This is a genomic window from Lysinibacillus sp. NPDC096382 (genome assembly GCF_044762845.1).
In the GTDB taxonomy this organism is placed as follows: Bacteria; Bacillota; Bacilli; order Bacillales_A; family Planococcaceae; genus Lysinibacillus.
This window is the reverse complement of the sequence record NZ_JBIWFC010000018.1, coordinates 77,682-95,154: the sequence shown is the minus strand read 5'-3', so window position 1 is coordinate 95,154 and position 17,473 is coordinate 77,682. Positions and strand designations below refer to the sequence as shown.

Below are 17,473 nucleotides of genomic sequence, written 5' to 3'. Positions count from 1 at the left end.
ATATAGTTTAATTCGATACTTATATTTTATTTCGAGGTATTTATACCTATTGATTACGTGTTGTACATATGGTTGAAAGTCATGGATAGTGAACTTGTCCGATAGATTTGTAGTTCCTTTATCTGTTATTCTAATTACAAGAATATAACAAATGGAAGGTGATTTATTGTGAAGAAATGGTTGATAAGCGGAGCAGCATTATTGATGTTAAGTCCAACAGCAGCCTATGCTCAACATGCAGACGCTCGCTCAGTAAATACTTCCTCTGTGTTTGCTTATAATGTAGTAGCTGATAATAAAGTAACAACTTGGGATCAATTCACAACAGAAATCGTAAAGCAATTAAATAATTTCGCTCCTGAAATTAAAATTACATATAGTGGATCAATGACTGATTTCAAAAAGAATTTTATGAAGTCCTTTGAAAAAGCACAGGAACAAGCAGTCTACGCGAGTGGTCATATGGAGAGTACGGCTATTTCTGCAGACTCAATGGGTAATGTGACATTTAAAGTGAAATATTTGACAAACCAAACGCAAGAAGCGGCCGTACAAAAAAAAGTGGATCAAATATTAAAAACGATTATTAAGCCTTCAATGAAAACAGAATTCGAAAAAGTAAAAGCGATTAATGATTATATTGTGTCAAATACTACATATGGTACTAAAACAAAGGCTAGTCCTCATAGTGCTTATGCATTGTTAATGGAAGGACAAGCTGTATGTCAGGGCTACGCGTTAACAGCTTATAAAATGTTAGAACAAGCTGGATTCGATGTAAAATATGTTGTTGGTACTGTTAATAATAACGAGGCACATGCATGGAATTTAGTGAAGATTGATGGTAAATGGTATCATTTAGATACAACATGGAATGATCCATTACCAAATCGTTTCGGTGCTTCTTCGTATGATTATTTTTTAGTAACGGATGCACAGCTAAAGAAAGATCATAAATGGATAGCATCAAATTATCCTGCTGCAACAAGTACAAAATATAGCTATATGCAAAATGTTCATTTTGCATATCAGGTTAATAATACACTGTACTTTAGCAATACGGCAGACAAAGATAAATTGTATACGCTGGATTTAGCAAGTGGTAAAAAAACAAAGGTCATTGATAAACGTGCTTTGTATATTACAGGAGCGGATAGTTTTTTATATTTCAGTGATTACAGTAACAGTGGCTACTTAACAAAATTAAATCTTAAAACATTAAAAACTGAGGTGCTCGTGAAGCAAGTAGTTTCTGATTTAAGAATTAATGATAATTACTTAGTTTATATTGTTAATGGCAAAGAACAGAAGCTTAAAATAAAATAAACTTCAAATATTCTTTTCTATTTATAAAATGACAGCACAAAAGGACTTCCGAGTGAGTCCTTTGTGCTTTTTTTGTATATAATGAAAACAGGAAAACGGTTGGAGGTGAGGATTTTGTGGAAAAAATTAGCCATTATTGTAATTTTAATTATTTTTATTGACCCCATTTATACGGCTGGTAAAGCAGTTGTACAACAAGTAATAACTTGGGCAAATAATGATGAAATAGAAACGGTGCTTCTTTCAACAAAGGACAAAATCATAGATGTTACTGCTAAACTTTCAGAGAATACCTCCATTGAAACGGCCACACCTATAGAAGAAAAGCCAGAAGGAGGAGCCGTTACAGCTCCTGTAGCCAAAAAACCTGAAGCAAAGTTAGTTGTAACTAATGCAAAGGAAATGGCTGATGCGATGTATGCGTACTATAGTAGTTTTTCACCTACGTTTGAGATTCAATATAAAGGCGATACACAACGAATTGAACAGTTAGTGGAAGAAGCCTATGAAAATGCTATAAAACGGGATGATTATGTATATGGACATATTAGTAAGCATTCAATTCGTTTTGAATATGGAAGAAAAACAGCCAAAATCTTTGGAGAGCAAAGTTATTTAATGACACCAGAACAGGCATCATTTGTTGAAATGAATGTGCAAGAGATTGTAGCCTCAATCAATAAGAAATCATTAAGTGATGTAGAGAAGGTTAGGGCTGTCAATGATTATATCGTCGCCAATACCGCCTATACAGATCAAACGAATTCAAGTCCACATAGCGCTTATACAGTGCTTGCGGAACATGGTGGTGTTTGTCAGGGCTATGCGTTGTTGGCTCATTCGATGTTACAAAAGCTAGGTATAGAAACGAAATATATCGTAGGCTATGTCGGACAGGAAGGACATGCTTGGAATTTAGTAAAGCTGGATGGTCAATGGTATCACCTCGATACAACATGGAATGACCCGGTGCCTGATCGTAAAGGGGCGGTTCGCTATCAATACTTTTTAGTGGATGATCGAATGATGGCAAAGGATCATACATGGATTGCTAAAGACTACCCGAAAGCAACGAGTACAATGTATAGCTACTTTCATAATGTAGATTTCGTTGCACAAGTAGGGCAGCAAATATTTTATAGTAATGTTGCTGATGATAATAAGTTGTACGTGCTTGATTTACAAACTGGTAAATCGAAACGCGTCACTAAATCACGTGCACAGTACATCGTTTATGCAGATGGCTGGCTATATTTTAGTAATTATTCACAAGGAGCGTATTTAACAAAGATTCGCCCGGATGGAAGCGGCGAAAAAGTATTAAATAGGGAAGAAACGAAGGATTTATTTGTGCAGGACAACTATTTATATTTCACGACAAATGAACTAAAGAAAATGGCGCTTTAACTTGATCAATAAAATGATATGAGTGACATGCCAGAAGATACACGTTATGTGAAGCGGCTCATCGGACGCCCCCAGGAAGCTCTGCTCTGTGCGAAAGCGAAGCGGCAGCAACAAAGCGCCCAGTCGGAACGGAAATCAACCCCTCGTCTTACAGAAGAGTAGTACTTTGTTTAAATAGACACCTTGATTTCATTGAACATAATAGTTTTCAACAACATGAAGAGCCTATGACATTACAGATTGTCATAGGCCTTTTTTGATCGTTCTATAAGATAATGGATTGGCGAATGCTGACACAGAGAAACTTCAATTTGTGGATACATCGATTTCATTTCATATGAAAAAGTTTTAAAAATTAATGGATTATGCTTTATGGCACCACCATTACAATAAAGGCTGAGTGCTTCGCCCTTATAGTCAATTTTTTTCACCACAGCGCATGCAAGGAGTACTAATTCATGAGCAGCACGCATTGATATTTGAATAGCGCATGAATCCTTTTTGGTCACGGCCCCTGCCAAAAATGCACCCATTTTTGCAAGCTGCGCGTTTGTGTAGGATGGACGGAATAGCCATGAAGCTAGCTCTGTAACATCTTGGATCCGTAAGTAATCATAGACAGCACTTTTTAATATGGTCGGCTCACCACGCCCGTCTTCCATACGGAAAATGGCGCGTATAATTTCTTGTCCTAACCAATAGCCACTGCCTTCATCTCCTGCACGATGCCCCCAACCACCTGCACGTACTATTTGTGTACCATCAAATGCATACGCAATAGCTCCTGTTCCAGCAATGAGTAACGCGCCTGCCTGTCCAGCAGTAACACCAAGTAAAGTGGCTTGTGCATCATTTTCTATAATAAGCGTATCTATCTTTAACTGTAATGTAGATAGCGCACTATGAACGATTGCTGATACGGCTTCATGATCTTTAGGAGAATCAATCCCAGCCATTGCAAATGTAGCAACAGCAATATTTGAGTCATCTTGCTGTTGTAAAAAACCTTGCACATTTGCTAATAATGCTTGCAATATTTCTGTAGCAGCTGTAGCACCGATCGCTTGATAATTCGAGCCACTGGTTGATGTTGTATATTTTATTTCACCAGACTCGGCATGTACGAGCGCACATGCCGTTTTTGTAGCACCACCGTCAATAATAAGTAGCCATTCCATCATTGATTCCATTCCTCGAAAATTACTGTTAATTGTTTTTCTGCCTCAACAATCTTAGACTCTTTCAAACTAACCCACTCTTTAAGGTTATGAGAATTTGCCTTGGAGCGTTCCAGAGATTCTTTCATCGTTGCGGGCGCTGGACCACCAAGTAATGTACGTACACCAACGAAAGTTTCTGGTTTTAATGTGCTATAAAAATCTTCCTCAGAAATTTTTAATGGCTTACCAGTAATTAATTTAGATTGTGTATTGGCAAGACCCCATGTAAGACTTGCTAGAGATTCCTCCCCATGAGAGAGCAATACTTTAATACATTTACTAACAATACTATGTGCTTGGCGGAAGGAAATCCCTTCAGAGCGCACAAACGTATCTGCGAGCTCTGTCACATTGGCAAAGCTATTTTCTGCTCGATTTCTTAGTTTTTTCTTGTTTACATCCATCGTGACAACAAGTGAACCAAATAGTTTGTAAATACCTATTAAACGGTCGATGGCGCGCCATAAATAAGGTTGCATATCATCCTCTGTGTCTACGATATCTCCAAAAGGTGTATTATGTACCATTTGTAATACTGTACTAGCATCACCAACAACTGCTGATAGCAATGAACGCGTATGCTCTATCGAAACAGGATTGCGCTTTTGTGGCATGATAGAGCTCACTTGCACGTACGGGCTTGCTAGCGTAAATGCATTGAATTCCTGTGTAGCCCAAAGTAAGAAATCTTGGGATGTGCGGCCAAGATTAAGTGCCGCAAGTTGCACGATACTCGCTGCCTCAGCAATATAATCTGCTCCTGCAACAGCATCCCACGCATTTTCGATAATATCATCGAATGCCAATAACTCACGCATGCGCTCTCGACTAATATTGAAGCCTGTTGTCGTTAATGCCGCAGCCCCCATACTACTGCGATTCACCGTTTTATAGACATGCTGTAAACGTTCAAAATCTCGTTCAAGTTGATCGATGACAGCTTTCAAATAATGCGCAAAGGTTGTTGGCTGTGCCTGCTGCGTATGTGTATAGCCAATCATAATCGTATCAACGTGCTCCTCAGCAGCTGCGATTAAATCATCTCGTAATGTCAGTAATTCTTGCATAAGCAATAACAATTTTTTTCTTAAAGTCATGCGATAGATGGCAATGCCCATATCATTACGACTTCTACCAATGTGAAGATTCCCTGCAACATCACCAGCAAGCTCTATTAATTTATTTTCGATGCGGAAAAACAAATCCTCATATCGCGGGCTGTAATCCTCTATACGATAATAGTTCAAGTCTAGTTTTTTTAAAGCAGTACCAATTTCTTTAGCTTCTTCTTGTTTAACTAGACCCTGTTCTTCTAACATTTTTAAGTGTGCAATATTGATTTGCAACATAATTGTTAAAAAATTTTTCTTGGCTTCATCGTAAGCCGGTTGCAAGACAATTTTACGATAAATATTAGAAGGGAAGGTCATCCCATCTTCCCGCTGGGTCTTGTTGCGGAAATCTTCAAACATAGTTATTGCCTCCTAGTAGATTAGCAGTTATATGGCCGAACCAGCACTGCCTTTAGATAACTTCTCGGAAATAATAAGTACAATTAAAATTAAACAAATTTGTAAGACACCGTATGCACAAGCAGTTCCAAATTTAAAAGAATACAATTTTTGGAATATCGCCACTGATAATGGGATCGTTGACGTACTGTAAAGAAGAATAGACGCTACGAATTCGCCAAAGCTTTGAACAAGTGCTAGTAATGTACCCGCCAAAATGCCCGTAAATGTAAGTGGTAGTACAATACGTCTAAATGAATACCACCATGTTGCACCTAAACTTCGTGATGCTTCTTCGATAGATTGATCTAATTGCACAAGTGATGCAGATGTCGATCGGAAAACAAGAGGTAAATGTCTAATAAAATAAGCTAACGGCAAAATCCAAAATGTCCCGATAAGAACCTGATTAAAAGAGAATATATTTTCCGTACTAAAGGCTGCAATCAGATTGACAGCTACAACCGTACCCGGCAATGCCCAAGGAACCATGATTAAAATATCGAGTAATGTTTTACCTTTAAAATTTAACCGTACCATAGCATAGGCTGCAGCAACACCGAAAATGATATTGCCGAGCGTGGCAACAATCCCCATTCGAACAGAATTCCAAATCGGTCGCCACGTCCGTTCATCTGTAAAAAGAGCATGATAATGATCCAATGTATAGTCTGTTGGGAGAATTTGCGTTTTCCATGCACCATCAACGGAAAATGAAATTAATATAAGCACTAAAATCGGCAAAATTAAAATTAATGTACCTATGAAAGATGCAATAGTCGCCATAACTTTCATGCCTCTTGAAGACACTTCAGATCGATGAACACTAATACCTTTGCTAAGATTTTGGTAATTTCGGCGGTTTTGATACCAGCGCATAATAATTAAAAAGGTAATGGAAACAAAGGATAAAATCATAGATTGTGTCGCTGCCATATTTAAATTCCCATTCGTACGTGATAAATAGATTTGCATAGTCATTGTGCGTTCAACACCGAACATTAAAGGTGCAGTGTAGGATGCCATAGAAATCATAAATACGAGTAGGGATGAGGCAACAATCGAGGGTGTTAACATGGGCAGAATAACCTTTGTCCATACTCGAACACGCCCGGCACCTAAGCTAGTTGCGGCTTCTTCTAAAGCTGGATCAAGACCTTTTATAGCTGCTGAGGCGGTTAAGTAGAAGTAAGTGTACATAGTGAATGTATGTACTACGATAACCCCCCATATGCCTTTTAATGAAAATGGAACTTGCTCTAAACCGAATAGGTGCTGAAACGCACGTGGGAAAATCCCACTCTCTCCATACAAAAATGTAAAGGACAGCACACCTACTAGCGGCGGAAGAGCCATGGGTATCAATACTAAAACAGAGAGTATCCGTCTGCCTGGGAAATCATAGCGTTCCAGTAAAAATGCCATAGTTACACCGACGATTGCACAGCAAATAACACTGATAACGGATATATAAATACTAGTCCATAATGCTTCTATATTTGCTGGGCTAGCTATATTAAAAAAATTTTTATAATTAGATAGTACATCATCACCAGAAAAGCTTTCTGTAAAAGTTTGATAGAATGGGTATACTACATAGGCAAACAACACTAAAAATAAAGGTGCAACTAAAATATAGACAAACCAATTTGAGCTAGTTAGTCGTGTCCATGCATTTCCTTCAGAAGGATTGAGGTGTGTTTTTTCCATGTTGTTACCCTCCTATTCTCCCAAAAAATACAGTGAATCTTGGGCTATATTTAAGGTGATGTCTTCACCAATTTTTTTAAGTTGACCGTTCATATTGATAATCATTACTTTTAGTGAAAAATCTAGGCATTCTACAATGTAGTTCACACTTATTCCTGTAAATTCAACAAAAGTGATTTTACCTGTTAATGTGTTTTCACCAATACCTTGATTAATGGATTCAGGGCGAATAGAAATAAATACTTTGTCTCCAATCATATGCGTGAAAGTGGGGGAGCTTTGTTGCTTTCGCCCAGTCAAAACAAGTCCACTTGCCGTTTTTACTTGTATATCGTCACCATTAACAGCATCAATTGTCGCCTCAATTAAGTTTGTCTCACCAATAAAATCTGCGACGAAGCGGTTAGAAGGTCGATTATAAATTTCTAGCGGAGTACCGATTTGTCTGACGTTCCCATTTTCCATGACCATGATCCGATCTGACATGGACATAGCTTCCATTTGATCATGCGTAACATAGATGGTTGTAACACCAAGCTCGGATTGAATACGTTTTATTTCTACGCGCGTTTCTTCGCGTAATTTAGCATCTAAATTCGACAATGGCTCGTCTAACAATAAAATATCAGGCTCTATCACAAGTGCTCTTGCCAATGCAACCCGTTGCTGCTGACCACCAGATAATTCATTAATTTTCCGATTCCCATATTGCGATAAATGAACAAGCCCTCTAATACGGTCGACCTTTTGTTTGATTTCCGACTTCGAAAATTTTCGTACTTGTAATCCAAAGGCGATATTTTCATCTACCGTCATATGTGGAAAGAGGGCATAATTTTGAAACACCATACCGATATTCCGTTTATTAGGTTGAAGCCTTGTCACATCAAAATCATCAAAAAGAATTTTCCCTTCTGTTGGGTAATAAAAGCCGGCTATCATTCTTAGTGTAGTCGTTTTCCCGCAACCACTTGGGCCGAGGAAGGTGAAAAATTCACCAGCTTTAATATGAAGATCTAAATCTTTTACGCCATGAATGTGACCGAATTTCTTAGAGACATTTTTTATTTTGACACTTTTCAACTGAAATGCTCCTTTCTCGTTAGAAAATTAGTTACATGAAGCCTCGAGCAAAAATATACTCGAGGCTTAAAAATATGAACAATATTTGTAGGTGTTTTTGAGTCAAAAATCTTTAAAAATCGGTCACTTTTTTCCGCGTCCTTTAATATTGTTATCCCAATACTCCATCCATTCTGCTTCTTTATCAGACATGAGTTTCCAGTCTATATCAAAAGTTTTTAAGTCTAATTCTTTATACCACTCAGGCATTGAAGCTTTATCGATATCTGAGCGAGTAGGAATTTGATAGTAATCGTTTGCTAGTTGAGTCACCATTCCCTTTCCAAATAAAAACTCTACGAAGAGCTTTGCATTTTCTAGGTTTTTAGCATTGTTGACAACAGCAACACCATCAACTAAAATCGGTGCACCACTTTTCGGATAAATATAATCAAACGGATAATCAGTCGTATATTTCTTTAATAAAATATCTTGCAAATTCCATAAAGAAACACTGCCTTCTTGTCTTGTCATCTTTAAATAAAGTGCATTCGGATCTTGTGTATATTCCTTCGTGTTGGCATCTAATTTTAATAACCAATCATAGCCTTTCTCAGGTGTATCTGCACCTTGACGTAAAATCATAGATGAATAAATAGTACGCATCGTCCCAGATGCTAACACACCACGAATTAAAATTTTATCTTTCCACTTTGGATCTAATAATTCATCCCAATCTTGTGGACCTGTATCTTTCTTTAACACATCACTGTTAATCATAATGACTTCTGGCAGTAACATTTCACCAAACCAACGACCATCCGCATCTTTATAAGCTGCATCAATGGAGTCGTTAAAACTAGGCTTCCAAGCTTGAAGTAAACCTTCATTGGCACCGACAGTTAGTGCAGATTGCGTACCGCCCCACCAAAAATCAGCCTGAGGATTTGCTTTTTCACCACGTAGGCGTTCTAAAATTTGCTGTGCGCCCATCGTTAAAAATTCCACTTCAATGTCCGGGTACTTTTCATTAAACTGATCGATTACTTTTTGCACCATTTCTTCATCGCGCCCTGTATAAATAACGAGCTTTCCAGATGGCTTAGCTGCTACATCGGTCTTTTCAGAACTGGACGTTTTGTCGCTATCTTTTGTAGCAGCCTTGTCACTACTACAAGCAGCTAAGACAAGAAGCATCAGCACAAGTAAAATACCGAAAATTCGTGTTTTCTGCATAATCTTCCCCCTCCCTAATAGTGAAAAACTTACATACTATTAGTATAATCCTAAAACTTAGCGTTAATGTTAGAAAAATTAAAAAATTATAATTATATTCATCGTAGCTAGGTAAATATTAGATAGCGATGGTGCTTCACTAAAGTTGGAAACGTTTTAAAGTAGCGGAGGTTTAAAGTATAAGAGTTTTGAGGGATAGAATAGCGAATATGTAAGTGAACAAATATTGATTTTGGTGATTTTGAAAGGGATCCCTAATTCATGATTCTAGGCAAACAGGGTTCGGTTGTGATCCGCTCTCTATCAAGGAGAGAATAGGAATCCTCAAAATTTTCTAAAGCGTATCGATCCATCATACTGGACGAGTGAAAATATTGCCGCACTAGCGGACCATAACATTGCACTAGGTGATGAAAACGGCAATTTTAGACCAAATGAAAACGTAACACGTGCACAATTTACAGTGTTCATGTATCGAGCGCTTGGTTTATAAAAGTTCATACTTAAATTAAGGGAGATGTATCAAAAAAATGATCCATCTCCCTTTCTAATTTAGATTAAAGTATTTACTTACTGACAGGCTCTAAAGATTTTCCCTTTTGTCGTCGCTGCGAAAGTATTGTCGGTAGCATCATACCTAAAATAACTAAAATAATACCCGCTATTTGTAAAGAAGTTAATGGCTCATGGAGAACAATAACTGAAACGGTTACGGCAACGGGCAACTCCATAGCACTTAAAATAGAGGCAAGAGCTCCTCCCACTTTCGGAACAGCTATAGAGAATAAATAAATTGGCAAAATAATACCGAATAGCCCCAGTGCTAGTCCAAATTTCCATAACCCCCCGGCGAATAATTTGCCGTTCCAAAGAACTTCAGGGTTTAGGAAAATACCAATAATGATAAGGGCGACAAAAGAAACAATCAACACGCGTGATGTCGTTGTAATACCCTCCACATGACGAGAGTTAAATTGAATAAAGCAAGCAAAAGTAAAGGCAGCAGCAAAACCTAGTAGCCAGCCTTGAATAGGAATATCGCTTAAATCTACATTTAGTACGCCAGCGGCTAAAATCGTTCCAGCAAATAATACAATGATGGAAATCACTTCAGTCCGACTTGGAAAGCGTTTATGAAGGGCGCAATCTATTAATAAGCCGATCCACGTGAATTGGAAGAGCATTACTACTGCAAGAGAAGCTGGTAGATACTTTAATGATTCGCCGTATATAATTCCTGTAGTTCCGGTAAATATCCCGGCGCACACCAAAATAAGCAGTCCCTTTTTAGAAAGCTTCGGCAATTGTCTTTGTGTCACTATAAAAATTGTTGCAACAAGCATAAAGCCAATAATATATTGACTTGATACTGCCTCTCCTGTTGTAAAGCCATGCTGCATAGCTACTTTGACAATTGTCGATAGTACACCGTAGCTACTAGAAGCAATGACAATTAAAAGAGGATATAATAAATTTTTCTTCATGTTTTTTTGTTTCACTTCCTAAAATTGCTTTACCATATGATGAAATGGTTCATCAATTATGGACCATGGCTCTGTAATGACAAAGCCCATGCGTTCATAAAGGCGACGAGCGTCCTCTTTTTCCGTTTCAACATTTAATGATAATTTTGTATAGCCTCGTTTTTGTGTTTCCTCTACGGCAAATTGCAGTAATAATGTTCCTATTCCTTTACCACGAGCTTCTGGTGCTACACAAATAGTATCAATATAATATTCATCTTCATGAGCCTCTTTATCGATGATGATAGAAGGCGCATTTTTCTCTTCAAGCCATTTTACGAGATTTGCATCCATATGAATGGCTTCGACACCATTATAGTAAACAAGAGTTCCTAATACTTGCCCATTCAGGGCAGCAACAAAAGTATTTAAATAGGAATGTCGATTGTCCTCACGTTTGAATAGTACAGTAAGTTCTTGTTCAACGGCTTTCGCTGTTTGTTCACCTGTTAAACGGTTTGCAATATCACCAATCGCATCAATAATTAATGGTACAACGGCATGGGCATCCTGTGGTTGCGCTTGTCGAATTGTAATACTCATTGTCAAAATCCCTACCTTTCTATAGGCAAGTATAACAAAGATAGAGGATGACTCAAGTTTTTGAGTAAATGGTGATATTCTGATGGCATCATTAACTTCTTTCGGCGGGTGCCAAACACCCGCCGAAAGAAGTTAAAGCCTCCGGCGGATGTCACGGAATCGGAAAGAAGTTCTTAGGGGATGTTAGCCTAAAACCATCGCATCCATGCGATAATGGCTAACTGACCTGCATCGTGCAGGCCTAAGCACAAAGCCGATTCCAGACGCAATTATGCCAAGGCATAGTTGATTATTATTCCGAAAGTTTAAAACTTTATACGACATCGATTTTCATGTTAATCTATAATGACTAGAGTTTCGGGAGGACAACAATGACAAAGGAAGATAAGGATTATATTTTAGTTTATGGAGATGCTTTTATTGACTATATCGCTGATGATGTAACAAATACATCTTTTACTAAATATATGGGTGGTGCAACGGTAAATGTTGCTGCGGGAATTAGCCGTATCGGTGCTCCATCTGCATTAATTACGATCACAGGAGATGACGAAGGATCTCAGTTTGTTCGAGATGGCCTTGCACAAGAAGGGGTAAGCCTGGATTATGCGGTATTTAACCCTGCGAAGCGTGTTAGCGGTGTCTATGTACATTTAACGGAAGCATGTGAGCGAATTTTTAAGGATTATGTCGATGAGACGCCAGATTTACAAGTAGAAGCAACCCAATTAAATGAAGCAGCTTTTAAACATGCATCTGCTTTAACTGTGTGCTCAGGTACAATGTTCCATCCTACAGCCCTTGATACTACACGTGCTGCTGTAGAGATGGCAAAGGAAAAAGGGGCAATTATCGCAATGGACGCGAATATTCGCCCTCTACGCTGGAGCAGTGAGCAGATTTGCCGTGAAACGATCACGTCATTTTTTGAGCACGTAGATATTTTAAAGGTTACTGATGAAGAATTATTTTTCCTAACAGAAACAACTAGCTTGGAAGAGGGCATTGAGCAATTAAACAGTTATTTAGTGCCCATTATTTTAGTAACAGTAGGGGAAAATGGCACATATGCGGTATTAAATGGTGAGGTTAGCCATGTACCGACAGAAAAGGTTGTGCCAGTAGATACTACAGGTGCTGGAGATGCATTTATGGCTGGTGTATTACGCGATGTTCATTACAATGGTTTACCTACAACGGAAGAGGAACTTGTTCGTTGTGTAAGCTTTGGCAATAAGCTGGGTGCTTTAGCAGCCACTAAAGCAGGGGCATTAACAGCTCTTCCATTTTATGATGATATTAAACATTTACTTAAATAGTCGTTTGGAGCGTGCATACAATGGAGAAAAATTACGATGTATTAGTGAAGGATCGATTATTCTTTGGCGGTGCGAAAGATGCAGATTTAGCTTTTGAACAAGAAACGGTTGATATCGTGATTGATGTTCGAGTAAATGGCTTATCTAAAGAGGAGCAAGAAGCGGCTTCATATGCGTACAAGCATATGCCAATTGCAGATGAGGACATAGAAGTTGCACCATCAATTGAAAAAGTTGCGAAAGAAATTGTTTCTGCCTATGAGAATGGACAAAAAGTGTACTTCCATTGCGGAAGCGGGGGAGGTCGCGCAGGAGTGGCTGCCACTGCTGTATTAATGGAGCTTGGCATGGCCAATTCTCTAGAGGAAGCGGAAGGGGCGGTAAAGAAAGCCCGTCCACAAGTAACAATTCGTCCAAAAATGGCAGATGCTTTGCAGAAGCTATACAAATAAAAAAGAAGATGAACCAATAGTTTTTTCAACTTTGGTACATCTTCTTTTTTTAGTTAGTGAATTATACATTTTTATCAAAAAATCAAAATTAACAAATTGGTTTATTTTTGAAAATATAATTCACTTTTATGTTTGTAAGTTAAAAATACAAATTTAGGAGTGAATCGATTGACTACATTTACACCCTTACAAGAGGCTCAAGCCTTTACTGAAGCTTTTCTATTGTCTAACGAGCAGGTATCTGTAAACCATCCCTATAAGAAGGATAAAGGTCGATATCCACGAGTGCGGAAATTTTTCCAGAATCATTTATTAAATGGTACAAGTGATGCTTCCACATATCAACAAGGTGTTGGGCAATTAATGATGTTCTGTGCACAGTTCGCTCAACAAAAGGCATTGGTTGGAGAGCGTGATGCAGTTTACAAAGAAATGGTTAATGCTGTTATTCCTAAACTTTTGAAAAGAACATATAATTTCCCGTCAATCAATCCATTAGCAGGCTTTATTTATCTTGGTGTAGCGATGCTTAAGAAGTTGGATGAATCTCAAAGCGATGTATCACTTTCTAATGTAGATGAGTTGTTAGTGCGATACCGAGACTATTTTGCTAATGAAGTATTAAGTTATAAAGAAAACTATGCGTTAATGTATCATCGGACTCCGTCTGCTTGGACATATAATGACTCAGAAAAAGCGTACCGTTTTGCTACTGGACCATATTCGGGTCAAATAGGATACTGGATAACTACCGCAGATTTATCCACAGATCCTCAAAAAAAATACTTAGAGATGCCAACAGTTCTTGATAGCTCAGGACAAGTTTCTTTTGCTGGTATTCAACCAGGAACAAGTGATAGAGATTATATAGATCACCATTCCTATTTCAACACTAAAAACGAGCGATTTATTCTTAACGAATCGCTAAATACAATTGCATTATGGATGGCGGCACATGTTTATGATGTAAAAGTGAATAAAACTGGAGCTTCATTAAATCCTGCATATAACTTAAAAAATGCAATCAGAGATGTTCTTAGCTATACTCATTGGGGTTCAAATACGTTAGTTGCTAATGATGCTAAAGGGCGTTTCCAACAAGAGCCATTTAACGATGCATTAACTGCTAAAAGAGTTCTTCCGGTTCATGGATATTCCGAAGTGAACTTAACGAATAATATGCTGCGATCTCGATTTGATTCTCCGGCATATAATACATTTGCAATAACATTCTTACAAATCTTTGCAAGCTTGATTGAAAATCCAACAGTTTCATCATGGTACAATCTTGTTCCAAATTCTGATTCAGATTCTGGAATTATGGTAGTTCAGATGATTAATACTTACCAAGATATATTTACAAACTATTCAATTATCAAAAACACTTTAATGAATAATTCGTTTAGCCAAGCTAAATATTGGGGTATGTACATTCCAGAAAACGCAATGTTAGGTTCATCCGAGTTGATTAAAAATCCATGGCAAATACCTAATAAGGGCGAGGGGATCAATCAAGCCATGGTCGGATTGTTCAATGTTTATCCTGGATTCGCAGGTCAAGGATTTACAAGTATTAATAATAAAATCGGGGAAGCAATTAAACTCCAACTTGAAGTTGGTCGAGCATTACATGGTCAAAATGCCTTCCCATCACACGGTCGTTCAGGTCTTTGGGATTTAGCTCGCTTAGATATATTAGCCGATGCTTCAAATACAGATGGGACTGTTAGCTCGGCTACAGACCTAACTACTACTGATAAAGAATCTCCAAACTGTGCTGGAGCACGTCGCACATTCTATGCTTTAGCTATGGCGTTAGCAGTCGATGGTTCTAACGGTTTTGCTTCAAATTAATGCATACCCGATTTAGGTGGAAGAAACATATAGATGATATTTGTTAAATTGATCAGAGTGAAGGCTAAGTGACTCCTTGGGGATCAGCGTCACGGATGAGATCTTGTAGCACAAGCGATGCGACTCATTGGACGCCCCGAGAAAGTGCTTAGCCGGATTATTTTTAACAGCAGATACATAAATTTGTGCTATACACTTTAGAACAGATTTTGTTATAGTGATAATATAACAAAGATGAGGTGAATCTATATGATGGAGGAATTAGCGAAAGTTCCGTGGGCAGTCATAGCACCACTAATAGTGGTTCAATTTATTTTAATGATTGTAGCTTTAGTTGATTTACGCAAAGTCCATGCAACAAATGGGCCTAAAGTTTTATGGGCGTTTCTTATTATTTTTACAAATATTATTGGATCGATTGCGTACTTTATAGTTGGGAGAAAACAATCATGACGATATTACTTCAGGTAACAGGACTTACAAAGCAATTTGCAGAAAAAGTAGTTGTGGATGGGATTGAGTTCTCTTTAGAAAAAAATACATCGACAGCTTTAATTGGACCTAATGGCGCTGGCAAAACAACGACATTATTGATGCTAACAGGTTTATTAAAACCAACCTCCGGAAGTGTAAAAATGCTAGATGGTGATTTAAGAGCTAATATTGGTTTCTTGCCACAATATCCGCAATTCCATCCTTGGTTAAGTGCGTTAGAGTTTACTGAAATGGCAGCAAAGCTAAATGGTATGCCCGCAAAAAAAGCACAAGCAGAAGCCCAAAAAACACTTGAGTTTGTAGGTCTTGGTAATGATTTGAATAAGAAAATTTCCACGTTTTCTGGTGGCATGAAGCAACGGCTTGGCATTTCCCAGGCTATTGTTCATAAGCCTAAATTACTGTTATTAGATGAACCTGTGTCTGCATTGGATCCAGTAGGTCGTAGGGAAGTTCTTGATTTATTGAAGGGCTTACAGCAAGAAACAACGATTTTATATTCGACACATATTTTAAATGATGCTGAAGAGATGACAGATCAATTACTGTTTTTACGTGATGGCAAGCTAGTAGAGCAGGGGACATTACGTGAAGTTCGACAACGTTTCGAAGAATCAAATTATGTTGTAGAATTTAGCACCGAAAAAGAAGCACAACTTTTTGCCAGTCAATCTGAACTTATAGGAAAAGCTAAGGGCGGTCATGTATATATAGAAATTATTGATGAACAACCAAGTATGCAGGGGCTGCTTCAACATTTGAGTAGTTGTCCTTATAAAATACGAAAAGTAGAGCGTCAAACAGCATCGCTTGAAGAGATTTTCATGAAGGTGGCGAGAAAGATATGAGAGGATTTACTGTACTTCTTCAAAAGGAATTCAGAGAAGCGTGGCGAAGCTGGAAGTTTTTATGGATACCTCTTGTATTTGCTTTGCTCGGGATGAGCGATCCACTGACGAACTATTATATGATGGATATTTTAAATGCTGTTGGTAACGTACCAGAAGGCTTTGAAATGTTGATGCCAGAATTAATGCCAGTGGACCTATTACAAGCTTCCATTGGACAGTTTAAAACGATAGGTTTACTCGTATTAATGGCTACTTTCGTAGGAGCCATAAGTAAAGAAAGAGCAAGTGGAATGGCTACTTTATTGTATGTCCGTCCAATATCGTTCGGCGCTTATTTTATGAGTAAATTTATCGTCATGAGTACTGTTGGCCTTGTTAGTATTTTAGCTGGTTTTACCGCGAGCGTATACTATACGGTTGTACTTTATGGGACATTTGAGATAGGGACACTTATGGCAAGCCTTTTTACGTATTTTTCTTGGTTGCTCTTTGTGATAGCTTTGACATTAATGATGAGTGCAACTTTTAAAACAGTGGTTGCAACAGCATGTGCATTTGCTGTCATATTTATTGGGCAAATATTGGATGCTTTAGTTGGGGCATTTTGGACAATATCACCTTGGAAATTACCGGTATATGGTGTTCAATTAATGAGGGGCACGATGGAGATGTCGGATTATTGGTGGAGCCTATCTATTACATTAGTTATCACCATAATCTGTATGAGTATAGGAATTTGGACAATGAAGAAAAACGCATCGATGACGAAAATTTAAAGGAAGTATTGAGGTGAAAATCCGCGTAAACTTTTAAGATAGGGCACGAGCACTAAAACCAGCGGCGCTATCGATGAAAAACTATAGCGGATTTTTACTATATTATTTTTTAAATCATACGACCATGCATCAGCAAAATAAGAACGAGCGTTTGAACAGTATGTGTAAGCCGAGTAATAGGTAGGCTT

16 protein-coding genes are annotated in these 17,473 nt (G+C 38.0%); 9 read left to right on the top strand and 7 right to left on the bottom strand.

Annotation, left to right across the window (positions count from 1 at the left end; all coding sequences use genetic code 11):
- Positions 1 to 168 precede the first annotated feature (168 nt).
- Together ACIQZA_RS20365 and ACIQZA_RS20360 are read left to right on the top strand one after the other, a co-directional pair.
- Positions 169 to 1,326: a transglutaminase domain-containing protein gene (locus ACIQZA_RS20365; protein WP_400939732.1), complete on the top strand. Its 1,158-nt coding sequence runs from the start codon at positions 169 to 171 to the stop codon at positions 1,324 to 1,326.
- A 114-nt stretch (positions 1,327 to 1,440) separates the two neighbouring features.
- The gene (locus ACIQZA_RS20360) at positions 1,441 to 2,733 is read left to right on the top strand and encodes a transglutaminase domain-containing protein (protein ID WP_403009964.1); all 1,293 of its coding nucleotides are present in this window, start codon (positions 1,441 to 1,443) and stop codon (positions 2,731 to 2,733) included.
- A 233-nt stretch (positions 2,734 to 2,966) separates the two neighbouring features.
- On the opposite strand, the gene ACIQZA_RS20355 is transcribed toward ACIQZA_RS20360, so the two are convergent.
- From ACIQZA_RS20355 to ACIQZA_RS20335, 5 genes are all read right to left on the bottom strand, one after another.
- A complete protein-coding gene (locus tag ACIQZA_RS20355; protein WP_402883540.1) occupies positions 2,967 to 3,914 on the bottom strand; it encodes an N-acetylglucosamine kinase in 948 nt (315 codons plus the stop codon).
- Entirely contained in the window at positions 3,911 to 5,425 is a 1,515-nt protein-coding gene (gene argH, locus ACIQZA_RS20350; protein WP_400939740.1) for an argininosuccinate lyase, read from the bottom strand. The genes ACIQZA_RS20355 and argH overlap by 4 nt, the downstream gene beginning before the upstream one ends.
- Positions 5,426 to 5,452: 27 nt before the next feature.
- A complete protein-coding gene (locus ACIQZA_RS20345; RefSeq protein ID WP_400939742.1) occupies positions 5,453 to 7,174 on the bottom strand; it encodes an ABC transporter permease in 1,722 nt (573 codons plus the stop codon).
- A 12-nt stretch (positions 7,175 to 7,186) separates the two neighbouring features.
- Positions 7,187 to 8,257: an ABC transporter ATP-binding protein gene (locus ACIQZA_RS20340; protein WP_400939743.1), complete on the bottom strand. Its 1,071-nt coding sequence runs from the start codon at positions 8,255 to 8,257 to the stop codon at positions 7,187 to 7,189.
- Between the two features lie 123 nt (positions 8,258 to 8,380).
- Positions 8,381 to 9,472, bottom strand: coding sequence for an extracellular solute-binding protein (locus ACIQZA_RS20335; RefSeq protein ID WP_402883541.1), 1,092 nt, complete (start codon positions 9,470 to 9,472; stop codon positions 8,381 to 8,383).
- 343 nt (positions 9,473 to 9,815) lie between these two features.
- Here ACIQZA_RS20335 and ACIQZA_RS20330 point away from each other — a divergent pair, with 343 nt between their 5' ends.
- Positions 9,816 to 9,965 (top strand): S-layer homology domain-containing protein, encoded by a 150-nt coding sequence (locus tag ACIQZA_RS20330; RefSeq protein WP_400939892.1) that lies wholly within the window; start codon positions 9,816 to 9,818, stop codon positions 9,963 to 9,965.
- A 73-nt stretch (positions 9,966 to 10,038) separates the two neighbouring features.
- Here ACIQZA_RS20330 and ACIQZA_RS20325 read toward each other — a convergent pair whose 3' ends face one another.
- Positions 10,039 to 10,956: an EamA family transporter gene (locus ACIQZA_RS20325; protein WP_400939749.1), complete on the bottom strand. Its 918-nt coding sequence runs from the start codon at positions 10,954 to 10,956 to the stop codon at positions 10,039 to 10,041.
- A gap of 18 nt (positions 10,957 to 10,974) precedes the next feature.
- Positions 10,975 to 11,538, bottom strand: a complete 564-nt coding sequence (locus ACIQZA_RS20320; protein ID WP_402883543.1) for a GNAT family N-acetyltransferase — start codon at positions 11,536 to 11,538, stop codon at positions 10,975 to 10,977.
- A 371-nt stretch (positions 11,539 to 11,909) separates the two neighbouring features.
- On the opposite strand from ACIQZA_RS20320, the gene ACIQZA_RS20315 reads away from it, so the two are divergent.
- The 6 genes from ACIQZA_RS20315 (at position 11,910) to ACIQZA_RS20290 (ending at position 17,285) form a co-directional block, all read left to right on the top strand.
- Entirely contained in the window at positions 11,910 to 12,857 is a 948-nt protein-coding gene (locus ACIQZA_RS20315) for a carbohydrate kinase family protein (RefSeq protein WP_402883545.1), read from the top strand.
- 20 nt (positions 12,858 to 12,877) lie between these two features.
- Positions 12,878 to 13,309, top strand: a complete 432-nt coding sequence (locus tag ACIQZA_RS20310; protein ID WP_402883547.1) for a protein-tyrosine phosphatase family protein — start codon at positions 12,878 to 12,880, stop codon at positions 13,307 to 13,309.
- A gap of 168 nt (positions 13,310 to 13,477) precedes the next feature.
- The gene (locus ACIQZA_RS20305) at positions 13,478 to 15,163 is read left to right on the top strand and encodes a hypothetical protein (RefSeq protein ID WP_402883548.1); all 1,686 of its coding nucleotides are present in this window, start codon (positions 13,478 to 13,480) and stop codon (positions 15,161 to 15,163) included.
- Positions 15,164 to 15,412: 249 nt separating this feature from the next.
- On the top strand, positions 15,413 to 15,616 hold the full coding sequence (locus tag ACIQZA_RS20300; protein WP_142509628.1) for a PLD nuclease N-terminal domain-containing protein: 204 nt from the start codon (positions 15,413 to 15,415) through the stop codon (positions 15,614 to 15,616).
- Entirely contained in the window at positions 15,613 to 16,506 is an 894-nt protein-coding gene (locus tag ACIQZA_RS20295; protein ID WP_402883549.1) for an ABC transporter ATP-binding protein, read from the top strand. Before ACIQZA_RS20300 ends, ACIQZA_RS20295 begins: the two co-directional genes overlap by 4 nt.
- The gene (locus ACIQZA_RS20290) at positions 16,503 to 17,285 is read left to right on the top strand and encodes an ABC transporter permease (RefSeq protein ID WP_402883551.1); all 783 of its coding nucleotides are present in this window, start codon (positions 16,503 to 16,505) and stop codon (positions 17,283 to 17,285) included. Before ACIQZA_RS20295 ends, ACIQZA_RS20290 begins: the two co-directional genes overlap by 4 nt.
- Positions 17,286 to 17,473: the final 188 nt, after the last annotated feature.

Coding starts and splice junctions, on each gene's coding strand:
- ACIQZA_RS20310 (WP_402883547.1), top strand. CDS start 12,878: ATGGAGAAAAATTACGATGTATTAGTGAAGGATCGATTATTCTTTGGC.
- ACIQZA_RS20325 (WP_400939749.1), bottom strand. CDS start 10,956: ATGAAGAAAAATTTATTATATCCTCTTTTAATTGTCATTGCTTCTAGT.
- ACIQZA_RS20345 (WP_400939742.1), bottom strand. CDS start 7,174: ATGGAAAAAACACACCTCAATCCTTCTGAAGGAAATGCATGGACACGA.
- ACIQZA_RS20335 (WP_402883541.1), bottom strand. CDS start 9,472: ATGCAGAAAACACGAATTTTCGGTATTTTACTTGTGCTGATGCTTCTT.
- ACIQZA_RS20355 (WP_402883540.1), bottom strand. CDS start 3,914: ATGATGGAATGGCTACTTATTATTGACGGTGGTGCTACAAAAACGGCA.
- ACIQZA_RS20320 (WP_402883543.1), bottom strand. CDS start 11,538: ATGAGTATTACAATTCGACAAGCGCAACCACAGGATGCCCATGCCGTT.
- argH (WP_400939740.1), bottom strand. CDS start 5,425: ATGTTTGAAGATTTCCGCAACAAGACCCAGCGGGAAGATGGGATGACC.
- ACIQZA_RS20300 (WP_142509628.1), top strand. CDS start 15,413: ATGATGGAGGAATTAGCGAAAGTTCCGTGGGCAGTCATAGCACCACTA.
- ACIQZA_RS20295 (WP_402883549.1), top strand. CDS start 15,613: ATGACGATATTACTTCAGGTAACAGGACTTACAAAGCAATTTGCAGAA.
- ACIQZA_RS20315 (WP_402883545.1), top strand. CDS start 11,910: ATGACAAAGGAAGATAAGGATTATATTTTAGTTTATGGAGATGCTTTT.
- ACIQZA_RS20290 (WP_402883551.1), top strand. CDS start 16,503: ATGAGAGGATTTACTGTACTTCTTCAAAAGGAATTCAGAGAAGCGTGG.